Origin of the sequence: Microbispora sp. ATCC PTA-5024, assembly GCF_000511135.2 — a bacterium.
Taxonomy (GTDB): Bacteria; Actinomycetota; Actinomycetes; order Streptosporangiales; family Streptosporangiaceae; genus Microbispora; species Microbispora corallina.
Genome location: NZ_KI866522.1, coordinates 2,715,045 through 2,731,040, shown reverse-complemented (window position 1 = coordinate 2,731,040; position 15,996 = coordinate 2,715,045). Strand labels below are relative to the sequence as shown.

Sequence of the window (15,996 nt, the reverse complement as noted above, 5' to 3'; positions counted from 1 at the left end):
TGGGGTCCGTCTCGTGAGAGGGGTCGTCCGCGTGGCGTCTCGCCGTACACACCTGGTGGCCGCCCTGTCGGCGGCGGGGCTGCTCGCCGCGGCCTGCGGGACGGACGAGCCCCGCGTCGCCGACGCGGTGAGCCGGGCGGGCGCCTCCACCTCCGTCAGCCCGTCGGCCGCCGTCACCACGCCGTCCCGCCCGGCCGTCTCGCCGGCCTCCCCCTCGCCGTCCGGTCCCGTGCCGTCCCCGATCGCGTCCGTCGGGCCGGGGGAGCGGGCGCTCAACGTGCTCACGCTCAACGGGTACGCCGAGTGGGGAGGCACCGACCCCAAGGTCAAGTGGGTGGCCGGCTTCGAGCAGGAGACGGGCTGCAAGGTCAGCATCCGCTACTACGACCCCTACCAGGAGGAGAAGCCGGACGACTTCTCCCCGTCGTCGTTCGACGTGATCTCCGCGACTCCGGAGGTCGGCGGGCGGCTGATCGCCCAGCGGAAGGTCGCGCCGCTCAACACGACCCTGGTGGGCGGGTACGACCGGATCCCCCGGACCCTGCGCGAGCTCGCCTCGGTGAACCAGGACGACCAGGTGTACGGCGTGCCGTTCCTGTGGGGCACGAGCGAGGTGCTCTACGACTCGGCCAAGGTGAGGCCGGCGGGCGCGGAGGCGATCTTCACGGACGAGGGTCCCGTCGCGTTCCGGGACAGCCCGCTGTCGCTGGCCGACGCGGCTCTCGTCCTCAAGGAGCGCGGCGCGGACATCGCCGACCCGTTCGACCTCACCCCGTCCCAGCTCGACGAGGCGGCCGCGCTGTTCTCCTCGGCGAAGGCGGCGCCCGGCCGGCGGCTGTTCTGGCGCGACCCGATCGAGGTCGTCCAGGCCTTCGCCACCGGCTCGGCCCGGCTCGCCCAGGGCACGCCGTACCTGCTGGACGTGCTGACCCGCGGCCACACCAAGGTCCGGGCCGTCACGGACCGGCCCGTCACCGGCTGGGCCGACTCGTGGATGGTGTCCGCGCAGGCCGCCCACCCGTCGTGCGCCTACCAGTGGCTGGAGTGGAACGTCTCGCCCGACGTGCAGCGCAGGGCCGCCATGTGGAACGGGCTCGCCCCGGCCGACCCGGACGCCTGCAAGGGCAGGGCCCGGGCCATCCGCCGCATCTGCGCCGACTACCGCGTGGGCGACGCCAAGGCCTTCGCCGGGGTCTTCTTCGCCGTCCGGCCCCCCGACTACGCCCAGTGGGCCGACCGCTGGTCGCGCATCGCCCCGCGGCCCCGCTGAGCCGGCCCGTCAGAGGCGGGCGAGGGCGGCCGGGCATCACGCCGAAGTGGACCGCGGCCGCTCCGGCGGACAGCGCGGCCAGCGCCGGCGGCGCCGCCTGCGGCGTCCGCGTGTCGTCCATCGGGCAATCATCGGGCCCGTGATCTCGGAAAGGGAGGCCCAAGGCAGGCGGAAGTCGCGAATTACGACATCAGCGGGTAATAGCCGGTCAATTAGGACATGGCCGCACGAGAACGGCGTGGCAGCGGGACGTTCCCCTCCTGAGGGGGCAGCAGCGCCTCGGCGCAGTCGTCGCAGGCGAGCACGGGCGCGTTGTCCGGGAGCAGGCCCACCTTGACCCGGGGACGCGGCCACTTCTTGTGGCACACCACGCAGGCGTCCCCGTCCCGCTGCGTGATGGTGAGGCCGTCCGGATCGAACGTCAGCAAGAGGCGTTCGGCTCCATTTGGGTTCCAGCCCATCAACGTCCCCCCTCGATCGCCTATCGGAACCGTTATAACGCGGTTACCCTTCGTGATCGGCGAGGGGCGGCTCAAGTTCCGGTTAAATCGAGGCATAACGCAAGCCTTACGACACAAAAGGGACACCCTGTCTCAACCCGGGTGCCCCTTTTAGTGCTATTTAAACGGTCTCATCCCTGGCTGATCGCGCGCTCCAGGATCGAGAGGCCCTCCTCCAGCAGGTGATCGGGCATCACCAGGGGCGGAAGGAAGCGCAGGACGTTCCCGTAGGTCCCGGCGGTGAGCACGAGCAGGCCCTCGGCGTGGCACCGGGCGGCGATCGGCCCGGCCGGCACCGGCTCCTTGGTCCCCGGCTTTACCAGCTCGATCGCGACCATCGCGCCGCGCCCGCGGACGTCGCCCACGATGGGGTACCGCTCCTTGAGCGCCTCCAGGCGCGCAAGCATGATCTCCCCGATGTGCCGGGCCCGTTCGACCAGCTTGTCCTGCTCGATCGTCTCCAGCACGCCGAGGGCCGCCTCGCAGGCCAGCGGGTTGCCGCCGTACGTGCCGCCGAGACCGCCCACGTGGACGGAGTCGAGCAGGTCGGCCCGGCCGGTCACGCCGGCCAGCGGCAGGCCGCCGGCGATGCCCTTGGCGGTGCAGATGATGTCGGGGACGATGCCCTCGTCCTCGCAGGCGAACAGGTCGCCGGTCCGGGCGAATCCGGTCTGCACCTCGTCGGCGATGAAGACGATGCCGTTCGCCCGGCAGAACTCCAGGATCCTCGGCAGGAAGCCGCGCGCCGGGACGACGAAGCCGCCCTCGCCCGCGATCGGCTCGATCAGCACGGCCGCGACGTTCTCCGCGCCGATCTGCTTGTCGATCACGTCGATGGCCTGCGCCGCGGCCTCCTCGGCGCAGGCGTCCGGCCCGGTGGGCCAGCGGAACGGGTAGGCCAGCGGCGCCCGGTACACCTCCGGCGCGAACGGCCCGAACCCCTGCTTGTACGGCATGTTCTTGGCCGTCAGCGTCATCGTCAGCAGCGTGCGTCCGTGGTAGCCGTGCTCGAACACGACGACGGCCTGCCGCCCGGTGGCGTGGCGGGCCACCTTCACCGCGTTCTCCACGGCCTCGGCGCCGCTGTTCACCAGGAACGTGCGCTTGTCGTGGTCGCCGGGCGTGAGCGCGTTCAGCTTCTCGCAGACCGCCACGTACGACTCGTACGGCGTGACCATGAAGCAGGTGTGGGTGAAGTCGGCGACCTGCCGCCGCACCCGCTCCACCACCCGAGGGGCGGCGTTGCCCACGCTGGTCACCGCGATCCCGGAGCCGAAGTCGATCAGCGAGTTGCCGTCGGCGTCCACGACGACACCGCCACCGGCGTGGGTCACGAACACCGGAAGCGTGGTGCCGATGCCCGGAGGCACGGCGGACTGCTTGCGCGCGAACAGCTCCCGGGAGCGGGGGCCGGGGATCTCGGTGACGAGGCGGCGCTCCTGGGGAAGCTCCGGGCCGCCCTGCGTGGTGGCAGTGCTCATGGTTCCGACGCTACGACCGCCGCCCTCACCTGCCGATATGTCGGCATGGCAGAATGAGGGCGCAGTTTTGGCCAACTCGGACAAGTCGGGGGGAGGCGGCCATGGCGCCCACACTGCGCCGGGTGACCGCGATGGCGCCCCTCCACCTGGAGGTCCTCGCCGGGGCGGGCGCGCTCGACCGGCCGGTCCGGTGGGTCGCCGTCAGCGAGCTGGAGGACCCCACGCCGTTCCTGGAGGGCGGCGAGCTGGTGCTGACCACCGGCATGCGCCTCACCGGGGCGGGCGCCGCGGCGTACGTCTCCCGGCTGGTGGCGCGGGGGGCGGCCGGGCTCGGGTTCGGGGTGGGGCTCGGCCACGACGCCGTCCCGCCCGAGCTGCTGGAGGCGGCTGCCGCGGCCGGGCTGCCGCTGCTCGAGGTGCCCAGGGACACCCCGTTCATCGCCATCGGCAAGGCCGTCAGCGAGCTGCTGGCGGCCGAGCAGTACGAGGAGATCAGGCGCGCCTTCGCCGCCCAGGGCCGTCTCACCCGCGCCGCCCTGCGCAGGGAGGGCACGGCCGCCGTGATCGGCCGCCTCGCCAAGGAGATCGGCGGCTGGGCGCTGCTGCTCGACGACAGCGGCGCCGTACGGCACGCGGCGGGCCGCGAGGGCGAGCAGGGCTGGGCGGAGGCGGCCGCCCGCGCGCTGGAGCCCGAGCTGACCCGGCTGCGCGGCGCGCCGTCCCTCGCCAGCCTGGCGCTGTCGACCCCTGGCGAGCACGTGGTCGTCCAGCCGCTCGGGCGCCGGGGGTTCTTCGCCGTCGGGTCGGCCCGGCCGTTCTCCCCGATCGCGCACACGGTCGTCAACGCCGCCGGGTCGCTGCTCACGCTCGCCCTGGAACAGGGCAGGGAGCAGCGGGCCGCCGCGGCGCGGGCCCGCACCGCCGTGCTGCGGCTGCTGCTGGCCGGGCAGGCGGAGGCGGCGGCCGAGACGCTGGAGGCGCTGGGCGGGCGGCTGCCGCGCGAGCCGGTCTCCGTGCTCGCCTGCGAGACGGCCGACGCCGACGCCCTGGCCGAGGCCCTGCCCTGCTTCACCGCGCCCTGGGAGGACCTGCTCGTCGCGCTCGTGCCGGAGGAGGAGGCGGACCGGCACGCCGCCCGCGCCGCCCGGCACGGCCGGGTCGGCGTGAGCGCCCCCGGCGTGGTCCTCGGCCCGCCTCCCGGCGGGGAGCCGCGGGGGACCGGCCTGTCGACCGGGCTCGACCAGGCGAGGCGCGCCCTGGTGTCGGCCGCCCCGGTGGCGCGTTTCGCCGACCTGGCCGGGCAGGGGCTGCTGTCGCTGATCGACCCGGCCGCCGCGGCGTCGTTCGCGGCCGCGCTGCTCGCGCCGCTGCGCGAGTACGGCTCCCGCGCCGACCTGGTGGAGTCCCTGCGCGCCTACCTGGCGTCGAACGGCCACTGGGACGCGGCGGCGCAGCGGCTCGGGGTGCACAGGCACACGCTCAGGTACCGCATGCGGCGGGTGGCGGAGCTGCTCGGGCGCGACCTCGACGACCCGGCGGCCCGGGCGGAGCTGTGGATCGCGCTGTGCCTGTAGGACGGCCGGAGTGGCGTCAGTCGCCGCTCTTGCGCGCCAGGAACGACCTGATCGCGGCCGTGGTGACCAGCTCGTACGTCTTGCCGTCGGGCAGGTGACCGGCACGTTCCAGGCTGAGCGCGCCCTGGGCGGCCGCCCACAGCGCGTCGGCGATCTTGCGCGGCTGGGTCGGGGTCAGGTACCCGGCCGAGATGCAGTCGGCGATCACCCGGTCGACGATGTTGAGCGCGGCCCTGGCCAGGGTGCGGGCGCGCTCGCTCGGCACGAACCCGGGGATGGCCCGCTCGAACATCAGGCTGTAGTAGCCGGGCTCGGACAGCGCGGCCTCCCGGTAGGCCGGGCCGAGCGCGCTCAGCTGCTCCAGCGGGTCACCCCGCTGCGGCACGGCCTCCAGCCTGCGGCGGAAGCGCTCGAACCCCTCCAGGTAGAGGGCCTCGGCCAGGCCTTCCTTGCTGCCGAACATCGTGTAGATGAGCTGGGTGGAGCAGCCGGCCTCCGCGGCGATCCTGCGGACCGTGAGGCTCTCGGGCCCGGCGGAGGTGAGAAGGCCGTTCGCGACCCCGAGGAGGCGGGTCCTCAGCTCGTCGTAGGTGCTGCGATGGCCGCGCGCGTAGGCACCCTGCAGCCCGAGCGGCGCCGGCGTACTCATCAGCGACGAGCCCTTCCCATATTGGGGTCCCGCGACAGACCCGGATGATGACTTAACCACGCGGCTCGGCTTTCAAACCGCTGTGAAACGGAAAACATCCCGAAATTGCCGCGCATCTGTGACATCACAAACTTGTCCACAGTGGCGCGCCGTTCCGGCCCGATTGTGCTCGGGGGAGTAGCGCCCGGCGCCACCGGCTGGCATAGCGTGAGGGACATGGACGTGAGCCGCACTTCCGATCCTCGCCCCTTCTGGCTCGCCGGCCGTCCCGCCACCGGAGACGCCGAGCAGACCGTGACCAACCCCCTCGACGGCCGCGTCGCCGGCGTCCACTCGGTGCCGACGCCGGACCAGGTCGAGCAGGCCGTCGCCGCGGCGGACGCCGTGCGCGCCCAGGCCGCCGCGCTCCCCATCCACGTCCGCGCCGAGGCGCTGGCCCACGTCGCCCGCCGCCTCGGGGAGCGGTCGGAGGAGATCGCCCGGCTCATCACCGCCGAGAACGGCAAGCCCGTCCTGTGGGCGCGCGGGGAGGTCGGCCGCGCCGTCTCCACGTTCCGCTTCGCCGCGGAGGAGGCCCGCCGGTTCAGCGGCGAGGTGCAGCGCCTCGACACCGAGCCCGCCGCCCAGGGCCGCCTCGCCTACGTCTCCCGCGTGCCGTACGGCCCGGTGCTGGCGATCACGCCGTTCAACTTCCCGCTGAACCTCGTGGCCCACAAGGTGGCCCCGGCGATCGCCGTCGGCGCGCCGATCATCGTGAAGCCCGCGCCCGCGACCCCGCTGTCCGCGCTCGTGCTCGGCGAGATCCTGGCCGAGACCGACCTGCCCGAGGGCTTCTTCTCGGTCCTCCCGGTGCCGAACGACCGGGCCGGGTCGCTGGTGGAGGACCCCCGGCTGCCGGTCGTCTCGTTCACCGGCTCCGGGCCCGTCGGCTTCTCCATCATGGACAGGGTGCCGCGCAAGCACGTCACGCTGGAGCTCGGCGGCAACGCGGCGGCGGTCGTGCTGTCCGACGCCGACCTCGACTGGGCCGCCACCCGGATCGCCCTCTACTCCAACTACCAGGCCGGCCAGAGCTGCATCGCCGTCCAGCGGGTCATCGTGGAGGACGCGGTCGCGGACGAGTTCACGGACAGGCTGCTGGCCGCCGTGGGCGCGCTCGTCACCGGCGACCCCGGGGACGACAAGACCCAGGTCGGCCCGCTGGTCAGCGAGGACGCCGCCATCCGGGTGGAGAGCTGGGTCAACGAGGCCGTCGCCGCCGGCGCCCGCCTGCTCGCCGGAGGCACGAGGGACGGCGCGACGATCACGCCCACCGTGCTCGCCGACGTCCCGGCCGGCGCCAAGGTCGCCTGCGAAGAGGTCTTCGGGCCCGTCATGATCGTGCAGCGGGTCGCCTCGGCCGACGAGGCGTTCGCCGCCGTCAACGACTCGCGGTACGGCCTGCAGGCCGGCGTGTTCACCCGCAGCCTCGACATGGCCTTCCGGGCCAACCGGGAGCTGGAGGTCGGCGGCGTCATCATCGGCGACGTCCCCTCCTACCGCGCCGACCAGATGCCGTACGGCGGGGTCAAGGAGTCGGGCGTGGGCCGCGAGGGGCTGCGGTCGGCGATGGAGGACTTCACCTACGAGAAGGTGATGGTCCTGACAGGGCTCACGCTCTGAGCGTCCGGCCCCTGGATGAAATCTAGGAGAACTGCGCGGTTTACGGGATTATTCTCTCGCAAACCGCGCAGATGACAGGTCGTGGACGCCAACACCGTACTCCTGTGCGTCGTCGTCGCGTCGGCGCTCGCCTTCGACTTCACCAACGGATTCCACGACACGGCAAACGCGATGGCCACGTCCATCGCCACCGGAGCACTGCGGCCACGGATCGCGGTGGCCCTGTCGGCCGTGCTCAACTTCCTCGGCGCGTTCCTGTCGCTCAAGGTGGCGGCGACGATCGCGACCGGGATCGTGGACAGCGGCGCGATCACGCTGACCGTCGTGTTCGCCGGCCTCCTGGGAGGCCTGGCCTGGAACCTCCTCACCTGGTACTTCGGCATCCCCTCCAGCTCGTCCCACGCGCTCATCGGCGGCGTGGTCGGCGCGACCCTCATCGCGGCCGGCTCGTCGGCGGTCAAGGGCCAGGCCATCGTGTCGAAGGTCCTCGTGCCCGCCGTCCTCGCCCCCGTCTTCGCCATCGTCGTGGCGACCGTGGGCACCTACCTCGTCTACCGCATCACCGCGAACGTCCCCGACCGGGTCCGCGGCCGGGGCTTCCGCCTGGGCCAGATCGGCTCGGCCTCGCTCGTGTCGCTCGCCCACGGCACCAACGACGCCCAGAAGACGATGGGCGTCATCACCCTCGCGCTGGTGGCCAACCACACGATCACCACGGACGCGGGCACCCCGCTGTGGGTCGTCGTCGCCTGCGCCCTCACGATCGCGGCCGGCACCTACATCGGCGGCTGGCGGGTCATCCGGACGCTGGGCAAGGGCCTGACCGAGATCGAGACCCCGCAGGGCTTCGCCGCCGAGGGCTCCTCCGCGGCGGTCATCTTCGCCGCCTCGCACTTCGGCCTCCCCCTCTCGACGACCCACGTCTGCAGCGGCTCGATCATGGGCGCCGGGATCGGCAGGCGGCTCGCCGAGGTCCGGTGGGGCCTCGCCGGCCGGATGGTGCTGGCCTGGCTGTTCACGCTCCCGGCCGCCGCGCTGACCGGCGCGGTCGTCTGGAAGGGCGCCGACGCCATCGGCGGGGCGGGCGGCGTCGCCGTCGTCTTCGCCCTCGCGGCGGTGCTCAGCGGCGCGCTCTTCCTCGCCGCCCGGCGCGAGCCCGTCACCCACGCCAACGTCAACGCCGAGTGGAGCGGGAGACTCGTCCCCTCGGCCCCGGTCAAGGAGCCCGCGGCATGAGCCAGTACATCGATGTCGACGCCCTGTGGAAGGTGCTCGTCGCCGGCCTGGTGGCGGGCGCGGGACTCGTCGCCGTGTACGCGCTGGGCCTGGTCGGCCTGGCCGCCGCGAGGACGCAGGACGGGACCGCGGCCCGCCCGGCCGGGGTCGTGGTCGCGGTCGTCTGCTTCGCGCTGGTCCTGGCCGGGGCGTTGCTCGGCCTTTATGTCATGCTTGCGAAATGACCGGGATGTCGGAGAGCGACGGCGTCGAACTGCTCCGCCGGACGCCGGGCCTGAAGGTGCTGGACGACGATGACGACGACCCGGTCCTGGTGCGGTCCGACGGACGCCCCGTGGACACCTGGCGCGAGCACTACCCGTACGACGAGCGCCTGAGCCGGCACGAGTACGACCGGGACAAGCGGCTGCTCCAGATCGAGCTGCTCAAGCTGCAGTACTGGCTGAAGTCCACGGGCGGCCGGCTGGTCATCCTGTTCGAGGGCCGGGACGCCGCGGGCAAGGGCGGCACGATCAAGCGCTTCATGGAGCACCTCAACCCGCGGGGCGCCCAGGTGGTCGCGCTGGAGAAGCCCAGCGAGCGCGAGCGCACCCAGTGGTACTTCCAGCGCTACATCGCCCACCTGCCGGCCGCGGGGGAGATCGTGCTGTTCGACCGGTCCTGGTACAACCGGGCCGGCGTCGAGCGGGTCATGGGCTTCTGCACCCCGCAGGAGTACCAGGAGTTCATGAACCAGGCGCCGCTGTTCGAGCGCATGCTCGTCCGGGACGGCATCCGCCTGGTCAAGCTCTGGTTCTCGGTGTCGCGCGCCGAGCAGCGGACCCGGTTCATCATCCGCCAGGTCGACCCCGTCCGGCAGTGGAAGCTGTCACCGATGGACGTGGCCTCGCTCGACCTGTGGCACGACTACACCCGGGCCAAGGAGAACATGTTCCTCAACACGGACACCGAGGACGCTCCCTGGACGATCATCAAGAGCAACGACAAGAAGCGCGGCCGCCTGGAGGCCATGCGGCACGTGCTGTCGCTGTTCGACTACGAGGACAAGGACCACAGGATCGTCGGCAAGCCCGACCCGCTGATCGTGCGGTCGGCCGCCGACATCTTCGAGGAGGACAACGCCGAGTCGCCGAACCCGCTCGACGACTGATCGGCGCGGTCACGCCCCCGCCGCGGCGCGGTACAGGTCCCTGACCGCCGCGCCGAAGTAGGGGCCGTACATCGTCCGGTGGTCGTTGCTGTACTTGAAGCTGCTCACCGACGTGAGGAGGCCGCGGCCGGTGGCGGGGTCGAAGCCGCTCAGCCACGGCCCGCCGCTGGCCCCGGCCGTCAGGTCGCAGCGCATGCCCTGGTCGCGGGTCTGGCGCTGGGGGTCGCCGTGGACGACGCCCGCGCAGTACAGCAGCCGCTGCCCGTCGTACGGCGGGTCGGCCGGGAACCCGAACCCGTAGGTCCGCTGTCCCCGCGCGGTGTCGAAACCGATCTCCTGGCCGCCAACGGCGTCGGTCAGGTGGCGGCCGTCGGGGGCGGACACCGCGACCATGCCCACGTCGTAGTCGTCGTCGCCCCTGCGCGACCAGGGCCCGGCGACGAACATGCGCCGCGCCGGGAACGCCCCGTACGGCTGCCGCCCCTGGTCGTACCCGGGGACGAACGTCCAGTTCTCGGCCCAGGACCCGGCGCCGTCCTTGACGCAGTGCCCGGCGGTGACCACGACGTCGCGGTTCGCGCTGCGGATCGCACTGGCCGAGCAGACGAAGTCGACGCCGTCCATGGTGAGGAACACCCGTCCGGTGGTCCGCGTGACCTGCCCGCCCGCCGGCCAGCGGGAGCCGCTGGTGGTGGCGGGCAGGGCGGCGGCCCGCATCGGGCCCGAACGGGCGGCGGGGATCGCGGCCTGCGGGATCCGGACGGGCGGGGCGACCGGCGGCAGGACGCCGGCGGCGACCGCCCCCACCCGCCGCACCGCGGACACGGTCCGGTCCATCGCCCCGTGAAGGTCGATCGGGAGCGCCCGCGCCATGCGCTCGGGGGTCCAGTACGTGCCGGAGGGCGGCGGAGCGGCGTGGGCGACGACGTCCGCCACCTGGGGGAGCGGGATCGGGGCGACCGGCGCGGAGGGCGTGCCCAGGAGCCCGGCGGCGAGCATGAGGGAGGCCGAGTAGGGGAGGCTGGGACTCATGGCTCCCGAGTGTGGACCACGAGAGGTGACGCCGCCGCTACTTTTGGTGAATAGGCAGATCAGGTGAGCGAGGTCTTCTGCGCCGCGTCGTACACGGCCTGCGCCTCCGGGCCGAAGTACGGGCCGAACATCCAGAAGTTCGCGAAGTTGTACTTGAAGCTGTTGACCGAGTTCAGCAGGCCGGCCCCGGTGCTCTCGTTGAAGCTCGTAAACCAGGGCCCGCCGCTGGAGCCGCCGGTCATGTTGCAGTTGAGGCCCTGGTCCTCCGAGCTGAGGAAGTCGTCGAAGGCCCGCCCGCTGCAGTAGACGAGCTTCGACCCGTCGTACGGCGAGGCCGCGGGGTAGCCGAAGGCGTACATCTGACGCCCGCGGGGCTGGTTGAACGCGACGCCCTGCCCGCCCACGACGTCGGTGAGGCTCTGGCCGTTCTGCGGCGCGACGACGGCCGCCGCGACGTCGTAGTTCATGTCCTCGCCGGAGTTCCACTGCGGGGTGGTGAGCAGGTTGGTGGCCGGCCAGGTGCCGTTGGGCCGGTCGCCCCGGTCGTAGCCGGGGACGAAGACCCAGTTGGTGTGGAAGGCGCCGCCGATCTTCACGCAGTGCCCGGCTGTGATCACCACGCTCTTGTTGGCGCTCGTCACCGCGGTGCCCGAGCAGGAGGCGTTCCGCCCGGCGTCCGAGCCCGCCGCGATCGTGAAGAACACCCGCCCGGTCGTCCTGGTGACCGCGCCGCCGGCCGTCCAGGCCGCGCCCGGGCTGCGGGAGGAGGCGGCCGCGGCCGAGCCGGCGACGGCGTCGGCCTTCACCGCGGTCGGGCCCACGGTGGCCGGGGTGGCGTCCGGGCCGTCGAGGAGCGTGGCGGCGCTGGCGAAGCGGCGGGAGCCGTCGCCCGGCGCGTCGAGCGGCTTGGCCGCCTCCATCTTGGCCTCGGTCCAGAACTGCTTGACGCTGCGCTGCTCCGCCTTGGTGTCGGCCGCGTCGTGCACGGCGACGGGGCGGGGGCCGGCGCTCGCCGCCGCGGCCGTGGCCCCCTGGGCCGCGGGGAGCATGACCCCCGCGGCGGCCAGGGTGGGGACGGCCAGGGTCGCGAGACGTCGTGCGGTGGGGTGCATGCGTACCTCCGTGTCGGATGTCCTGACGCGCGAAGGTAGCGAGGCGTCTCGCCGGATTTCTCATCATTCGCGTATACGGTTATGGGCAGATTCGGGCATTTATGTGCTGGTTTCTCGCCCGTCCCGGGCGTCCCCACTTCGGGCGCGGCCGGCGTTCGGGGACAATGGGGTGCGTGACGTCTCATGCCGCCGGCGCGACGCCGGCCCGGTCTCTGGTGGTGCTGGGCTCGACCGGATCCATCGGCACCCAGGCCCTCGACGTGGTCGCCCGCAACCCCGGACGGTTCCAGGTCGCCGCGCTCGCGGCGGGAGGGGGCCGGGTCGACCTGCTCGCCCGGCAGGCGGCCGCGTTCGGGGCGGAGGCCGTGGCCGTGGCCGACCCCGAGGCCGTGCCCGCCCTGCGGGAGGCGCTGGCCGCGAGCGGCGCGCGGGCGCGGGTCGTGGCCGGGCCGGAGGGCGTGGCGGAGCTGGCCGCCGCCCCCTGCGACGTCGTCCTGAACGGCATCACCGGCGCCCTCGGCCTGACCTCGACGCTGGCGGCCCTGGAGGCCGGCCGGGTGCTCGCGCTGGCCAACAAGGAGTCGCTGATCGTTGGGGGCCCCCTGGTGAAGCGGCTGGCCGCGCCCGGGCAGCTGATCCCGGTGGACTCCGAGCACTCCGCGCTCGCCCAGTGCCTGTGGGCGGCCGGGCCCTCCGGCGCCGACCCCCGGGCCGTACGGCGCCTGGTGGTGACCGCGAGCGGCGGCCCGTTCCGGGGCAGGACCCGGGCCGAGCTGGCGGACGTGACGCCGGAGATGGCCCTCAACCACCCCACCTGGAGCATGGGACCGGTCATCACGGTCAACTCGGCCACCCTGGTCAACAAGGGCCTGGAGGTGATCGAGGCGCACCTGCTGTACGACATCGGCTTCGACCGCATCGAGGTGGTCGTCCACCCGCAGTCGGTGATCCACTCGATGGTGGAGTTCACCGACGGCTCGACGGTCGCCCAGGCGAGCCCGCCGGACATGCGGCTGCCGATCTCGCTCGCGCTCGGGTTCCCCGAGCGGGTGCCGGACGCCGCCCCTGCGGTGGACTGGACGACCGCCCACACGTGGACGTTCGAGCCGCTGGACGACGAGGCGTTCCCCTCGGTGGGCCTCGCCCGCCACGTCGGCTCCATCGGCGGGACGGCCCCGGCCGTCTACAACGCCGCCAACGAGGTGTGCGTGGAGGCGTTCCTGAAGGGCGCCCTGTCGTTCCTCGCCATCGTCGACACGGTGGAGCGGGTGGTCTCGGAGCACGACGCAGGAGCCGCCTCCACGGTCGAGGAGGTCCTGTCGGCCGACGCGTGGGCCAGGGCCCGGGCGGCCGAGCTGACGCGCTGAGATCCGGGGCGGCTGGGCGCCGCCCCGGATCGGGGCCGGTTCCCTCAGGGCGCGGACCGGTCAGGCGGGTCCGCCCCGGAGCGGGGCGGTCAGGCCGGCGTGCAGGTCACCGACGGGTTCGAGCCGCTCGGTCCGCTGGCCAGGAATCCGAACGTGGTGGACGCGTTCGGCGCGAGCGACCCGTTGTAGCTCACGTTCCGGACCGAGACGCCGCTGCCCGACTGGGTGAGCGTGCCGTTCCACAGCTGGGTGATGGTCTGGCCGCTCGGGAGCGTCCATTTGACCGTCCACCCGGAGATGGCCGCGTTGCCCGAGTTGCGCACCGCGACCTCGCCCTGGAAGCCGCTGTTCCACGAGTTGGTCACCTTGTAGGTGGCCGCGCATCCGCCCGGCCCGGTGGGGGTGGGAGTCGGGGTCGGCGTGGGCGTGGGGGTCGGTGTGGGTGTGGGTGTGGGGGTGGGGGTCGGCGTCCGGGAGGGACTGGGGCTGGGAGTCGGCGTGGGGGTCGGGGTCGGGCTGGGGCTGGGGCCGCTGCCGGGACCGACACCGGTGACCTGGCCGTTGCCGCCGTCGAAGACGACGTCGGAGCAGTTGTAGAAGGTCTCGTTGCTGTCCGACCGCTGCCACACCGAGTAGATGAGGTGGCGGCCCGTCTTGTTCGAGGGCAGCGTGGCGTTCCAGTAGTAGTAGGAGTCGGCGCTGCCCGGCGAGCCCACGCTCGGCGGGTCGGTCACGCTGTCGAACGGCGTGGACTCCAGGTCGCTCCAGGCCAGCGGCCGGGTGGGGCTCCAGGAGTCCTTGGTGATGTACATGCGGAACGTGCCCGGGTGGGCGGCCCACTTGTTGTACCGCATCTGGATCTGCGCGCCGGACGTCAGGTGGGTGACCGGCCAGTCGTCGCGGGCGAGGTCGAAGCCGCTGAAGTCGTAGACGGTGGCGGCCGCGCTGCACAGCTTCCCGTCGGGGATGAAGCCGGACATGCGTCCCGCGCCGTCCGAGCGGAGCACCGCGAACCAGTTGTACATCGAGTTCGTGCCGCTCTGCGCGATCGCCGCCGCGCAGGCGGGGTTGTTCGGGACGATCTGTCCCTGCGGCGTCAGGCCGTCCTTCCAGCACAGGTACGTCCGGCTGCCGGGCATCATCATGGCGCCGTGCGCCGATGCCGGGCTCGGGAACAGCATGCTCGCCACCAAGGCCGCCGCGGCGGTCAGGACGGCGGCGAGAGCCGCTTTGGCTCTTCGTGGTCTTCCCACAGGTCACCCTTTCGCAAGGTCATCAGAGGGTCGTCGACCGGTCAGGCGAAAGCGCGCGCGTTTCGAGACTGTAAATCCGGTCTGTCCGCCCTGCCCAGCGGGCCGCGGGCGGTCCGGCGGCGTCCGGAGTGTCCGGGCAGGTCACATGCCCGGGGCATCGCGGGGGGCGAGGGAGATGGATGAAACCTTCATCACTTGGACGTCCGGGACGGGCGGGTTCGGGGCACTGCCTAGACTGAGAGGAGTCGACACCCCATCGCACAAGGGACTGCAATGCCAGTTGATCTCGGGATTCCCACGGTCAGATCGCAGCCGATCGCCAAGCGGCGGGTCTCGCGGCAGATCATGGTCGGGTCGGTGCCGGTGGGCGGGGACGCCCCGGTGTCGGTGCAGTCGATGACCACCACGCTGACGGCCGATGTGAACGCGACGTTGCAGCAGATCGCCGAGCTGACGGCGGCGGGCTGCCAGATCGTGCGGGTGGCGGTGCCCTCGCAGGACGACGCGGACGCGTTGCCGGCCATCGCGCGCAAGTCGCAGATCCCGGTGATCGCCGACATCCACTTCCAGCCCAAGTACGTCTTCGCGGCGATCGAGGCCGGCTGCGCCGCGGTCCGGGTGAACCCGGGCAACATCAAGAAGTTCGACGACAAGGTCGGCGAGATCGCCCGGGCCGCCTCCGACGCCGGGGTGCCGATCCGGATCGGGGTCAACGCCGGGTCGCTGGATCCGCGGCTGCTGGGCAAGTACGGCAAGGCGACGCCGGAGGCGCTGGTCGAGTCGGCGCTGTGGGAGTGCTCGCTGTTCGAGGAGCACGGGTTCCGGGACATCAAGATCTCGGTGAAGCACAACGATCCCGTCGTCATGGTGCAGGCCTACCGGCTGCTGGCGGAGCGGTGTGACTATCCGCTGCACCTGGGGGTGACCGAGGCCGGCCCGGCGTTCCAGGGGACGGTCAAGTCCGCGGTGGCGTTCGGGGCGTTGCTGGCCGAGGGGATCGGGGACACGATCCGCGTGTCGCTGTCGGCGCCTCCGGTGGAGGAGGTCAAGGTCGGCACGGCGATCCTCGAGTCGCTGGGGCTGCGGGAGCGTGGGCTGGAGATCGTGTCCTGCCCGTCGTGCGGGCGGGCCCAGGTGGACGTGTACACGCTGGCCGAGCAGGTGCAGGCGGGGCTGGCCGGGCTGACCGTGCCGTTGCGGGTGGCCGTGATGGGCTGCGTGGTCAACGGCCCGGGCGAGGCCCGGGAGGCCGACCTGGGGGTGGCCTCCGGCAACGGCAAGGGTCAGATCTTCGTGAAGGGCGAGGTCGTCAAGACCGTGCCGGAGTCGCAGATCGTGGAGACCCTCATCGAGGAGGCGCTGCGCCTGGCCGAGGAGATGGGCGTCGAGGTCGACCTCGGCGACGACGCCTCCGGCCCCGAGGTCGTCGTCTCCTGACGCCCTCATTACAGAAAGCAATGCTCTGGCTACACAATGGCAATGATCGGGTCTAGCGGGCGGTAGCCGCGCGATCATCTCCGGGAAGCTTGCCTCTGCCGTTTAGGGGAGCAGAGGAGCGTGCCGGTGAAGCGGGTCGTCGGGGTCGTCGCGGGTGCCGCGATGGTGGTTGCCGGGCTGGTCGGGCCCGAGGGGGCGCACGCGGCGCCGGGACGGGAGACGTTGGCCTGGGGGCCCTGCCGGCCCGCGGGCGCCGCGGCCTCGGCCGGGGCC

The 15,996-nt window shown here is 72.6% G+C and carries 14 protein-coding genes; 8 read left to right on the top strand and 6 right to left on the bottom strand.

All coding sequences use genetic code 11. The annotated features are described in order from the left end of the window. The first annotated feature begins 31 nt into the window (after positions 1-31). The gene (locus MPTA5024_RS12370) at positions 32-1,270 is read left to right on the top strand and encodes an extracellular solute-binding protein (RefSeq protein WP_157099387.1); all 1,239 of its coding nucleotides are present in this window, start codon (positions 32-34) and stop codon (positions 1,268-1,270) included. Between the two features lie 212 nt (positions 1,271-1,482). On the opposite strand, the gene MPTA5024_RS12365 is transcribed toward MPTA5024_RS12370, so the two are convergent. Then, on the bottom strand, positions 1,483-1,698 hold the full coding sequence (locus MPTA5024_RS12365) for a hypothetical protein (protein ID WP_442922037.1): 216 nt from the start codon (positions 1,696-1,698) through the stop codon (positions 1,483-1,485). Between the two features lie 203 nt (positions 1,699-1,901). Beyond that, entirely contained in the window at positions 1,902-3,251 is a 1,350-nt protein-coding gene (gene gabT, locus MPTA5024_RS12360; RefSeq protein ID WP_036322552.1) for a 4-aminobutyrate--2-oxoglutarate transaminase, read from the bottom strand. A 101-nt stretch (positions 3,252-3,352) separates the two neighbouring features. Here gabT and MPTA5024_RS12355 point away from each other — a divergent pair, with 101 nt between their 5' ends. After that, positions 3,353-4,825, top strand: coding sequence for a PucR family transcriptional regulator (locus MPTA5024_RS12355; RefSeq protein ID WP_036322550.1), 1,473 nt, complete (start codon positions 3,353-3,355; stop codon positions 4,823-4,825). A gap of 16 nt (positions 4,826-4,841) precedes the next feature. On the opposite strand, the gene MPTA5024_RS12350 is transcribed toward MPTA5024_RS12355, so the two are convergent. Then, complete coding sequence (locus MPTA5024_RS12350) at positions 4,842-5,474, bottom strand: TetR/AcrR family transcriptional regulator (RefSeq protein WP_051457972.1); 633 nt, start codon at positions 5,472-5,474, stop codon at positions 4,842-4,844. 216 nt (positions 5,475-5,690) lie between these two features. On the opposite strand from MPTA5024_RS12350, the gene MPTA5024_RS12345 reads away from it, so the two are divergent. The 4 genes from MPTA5024_RS12345 to ppk2 all read left to right on the top strand — a co-directional run bounded on the left by MPTA5024_RS12345 (position 5,691) and on the right by ppk2 (position 9,522). Further along, positions 5,691-7,136 (top strand): aldehyde dehydrogenase family protein, encoded by a 1,446-nt coding sequence (locus tag MPTA5024_RS12345; protein ID WP_036322547.1) that lies wholly within the window; start codon positions 5,691-5,693, stop codon positions 7,134-7,136. Positions 7,137-7,217: 81 nt separating this feature from the next. Then, on the top strand, positions 7,218-8,372 hold the full coding sequence (locus MPTA5024_RS12340; protein ID WP_036322545.1) for an inorganic phosphate transporter: 1,155 nt from the start codon (positions 7,218-7,220) through the stop codon (positions 8,370-8,372). Further along, positions 8,369-8,596: a hypothetical protein gene (locus MPTA5024_RS12335; RefSeq protein WP_036322544.1), complete on the top strand. Its 228-nt coding sequence runs from the start codon at positions 8,369-8,371 to the stop codon at positions 8,594-8,596. The genes MPTA5024_RS12340 and MPTA5024_RS12335 overlap by 4 nt, the downstream gene beginning before the upstream one ends. Then, on the top strand, positions 8,593-9,522 hold the full coding sequence (gene ppk2, locus MPTA5024_RS12330) for a polyphosphate kinase 2 (RefSeq protein ID WP_084369580.1): 930 nt from the start codon (positions 8,593-8,595) through the stop codon (positions 9,520-9,522). The genes MPTA5024_RS12335 and ppk2 overlap by 4 nt, the downstream gene beginning before the upstream one ends. Before the next feature lie 9 nt (positions 9,523-9,531). On the opposite strand, the gene MPTA5024_RS12325 is transcribed toward ppk2, so the two are convergent. Further along, positions 9,532-10,554: a trypsin-like serine peptidase gene (locus MPTA5024_RS12325; RefSeq protein ID WP_036322540.1), complete on the bottom strand. Its 1,023-nt coding sequence runs from the start codon at positions 10,552-10,554 to the stop codon at positions 9,532-9,534. A gap of 59 nt (positions 10,555-10,613) precedes the next feature. Continuing rightward, entirely contained in the window at positions 10,614-11,666 is a 1,053-nt protein-coding gene (locus MPTA5024_RS12320; RefSeq protein WP_036322538.1) for a trypsin-like serine peptidase, read from the bottom strand. 164 nt (positions 11,667-11,830) lie between these two features. On the opposite strand from MPTA5024_RS12320, the gene dxr reads away from it, so the two are divergent. Then, complete coding sequence (gene dxr / locus MPTA5024_RS12315; RefSeq protein WP_055725766.1) at positions 11,831-13,033, top strand: 1-deoxy-D-xylulose-5-phosphate reductoisomerase; 1,203 nt, start codon at positions 11,831-11,833, stop codon at positions 13,031-13,033. An 89-nt stretch (positions 13,034-13,122) separates the two neighbouring features. On the opposite strand, the gene MPTA5024_RS12310 is transcribed toward dxr, so the two are convergent. Next, positions 13,123-14,214 (bottom strand): lytic polysaccharide monooxygenase, encoded by a 1,092-nt coding sequence (locus MPTA5024_RS12310; RefSeq protein ID WP_051457971.1) that lies wholly within the window; start codon positions 14,212-14,214, stop codon positions 13,123-13,125. A 345-nt stretch (positions 14,215-14,559) separates the two neighbouring features. Between MPTA5024_RS12310 and ispG the strand changes: the two genes are divergently transcribed. Beyond that, the gene (gene ispG, locus MPTA5024_RS12305) at positions 14,560-15,723 is read left to right on the top strand and encodes a flavodoxin-dependent (E)-4-hydroxy-3-methylbut-2-enyl-diphosphate synthase (RefSeq protein WP_036322535.1); all 1,164 of its coding nucleotides are present in this window, start codon (positions 14,560-14,562) and stop codon (positions 15,721-15,723) included. Positions 15,724-15,996: the final 273 nt, after the last annotated feature.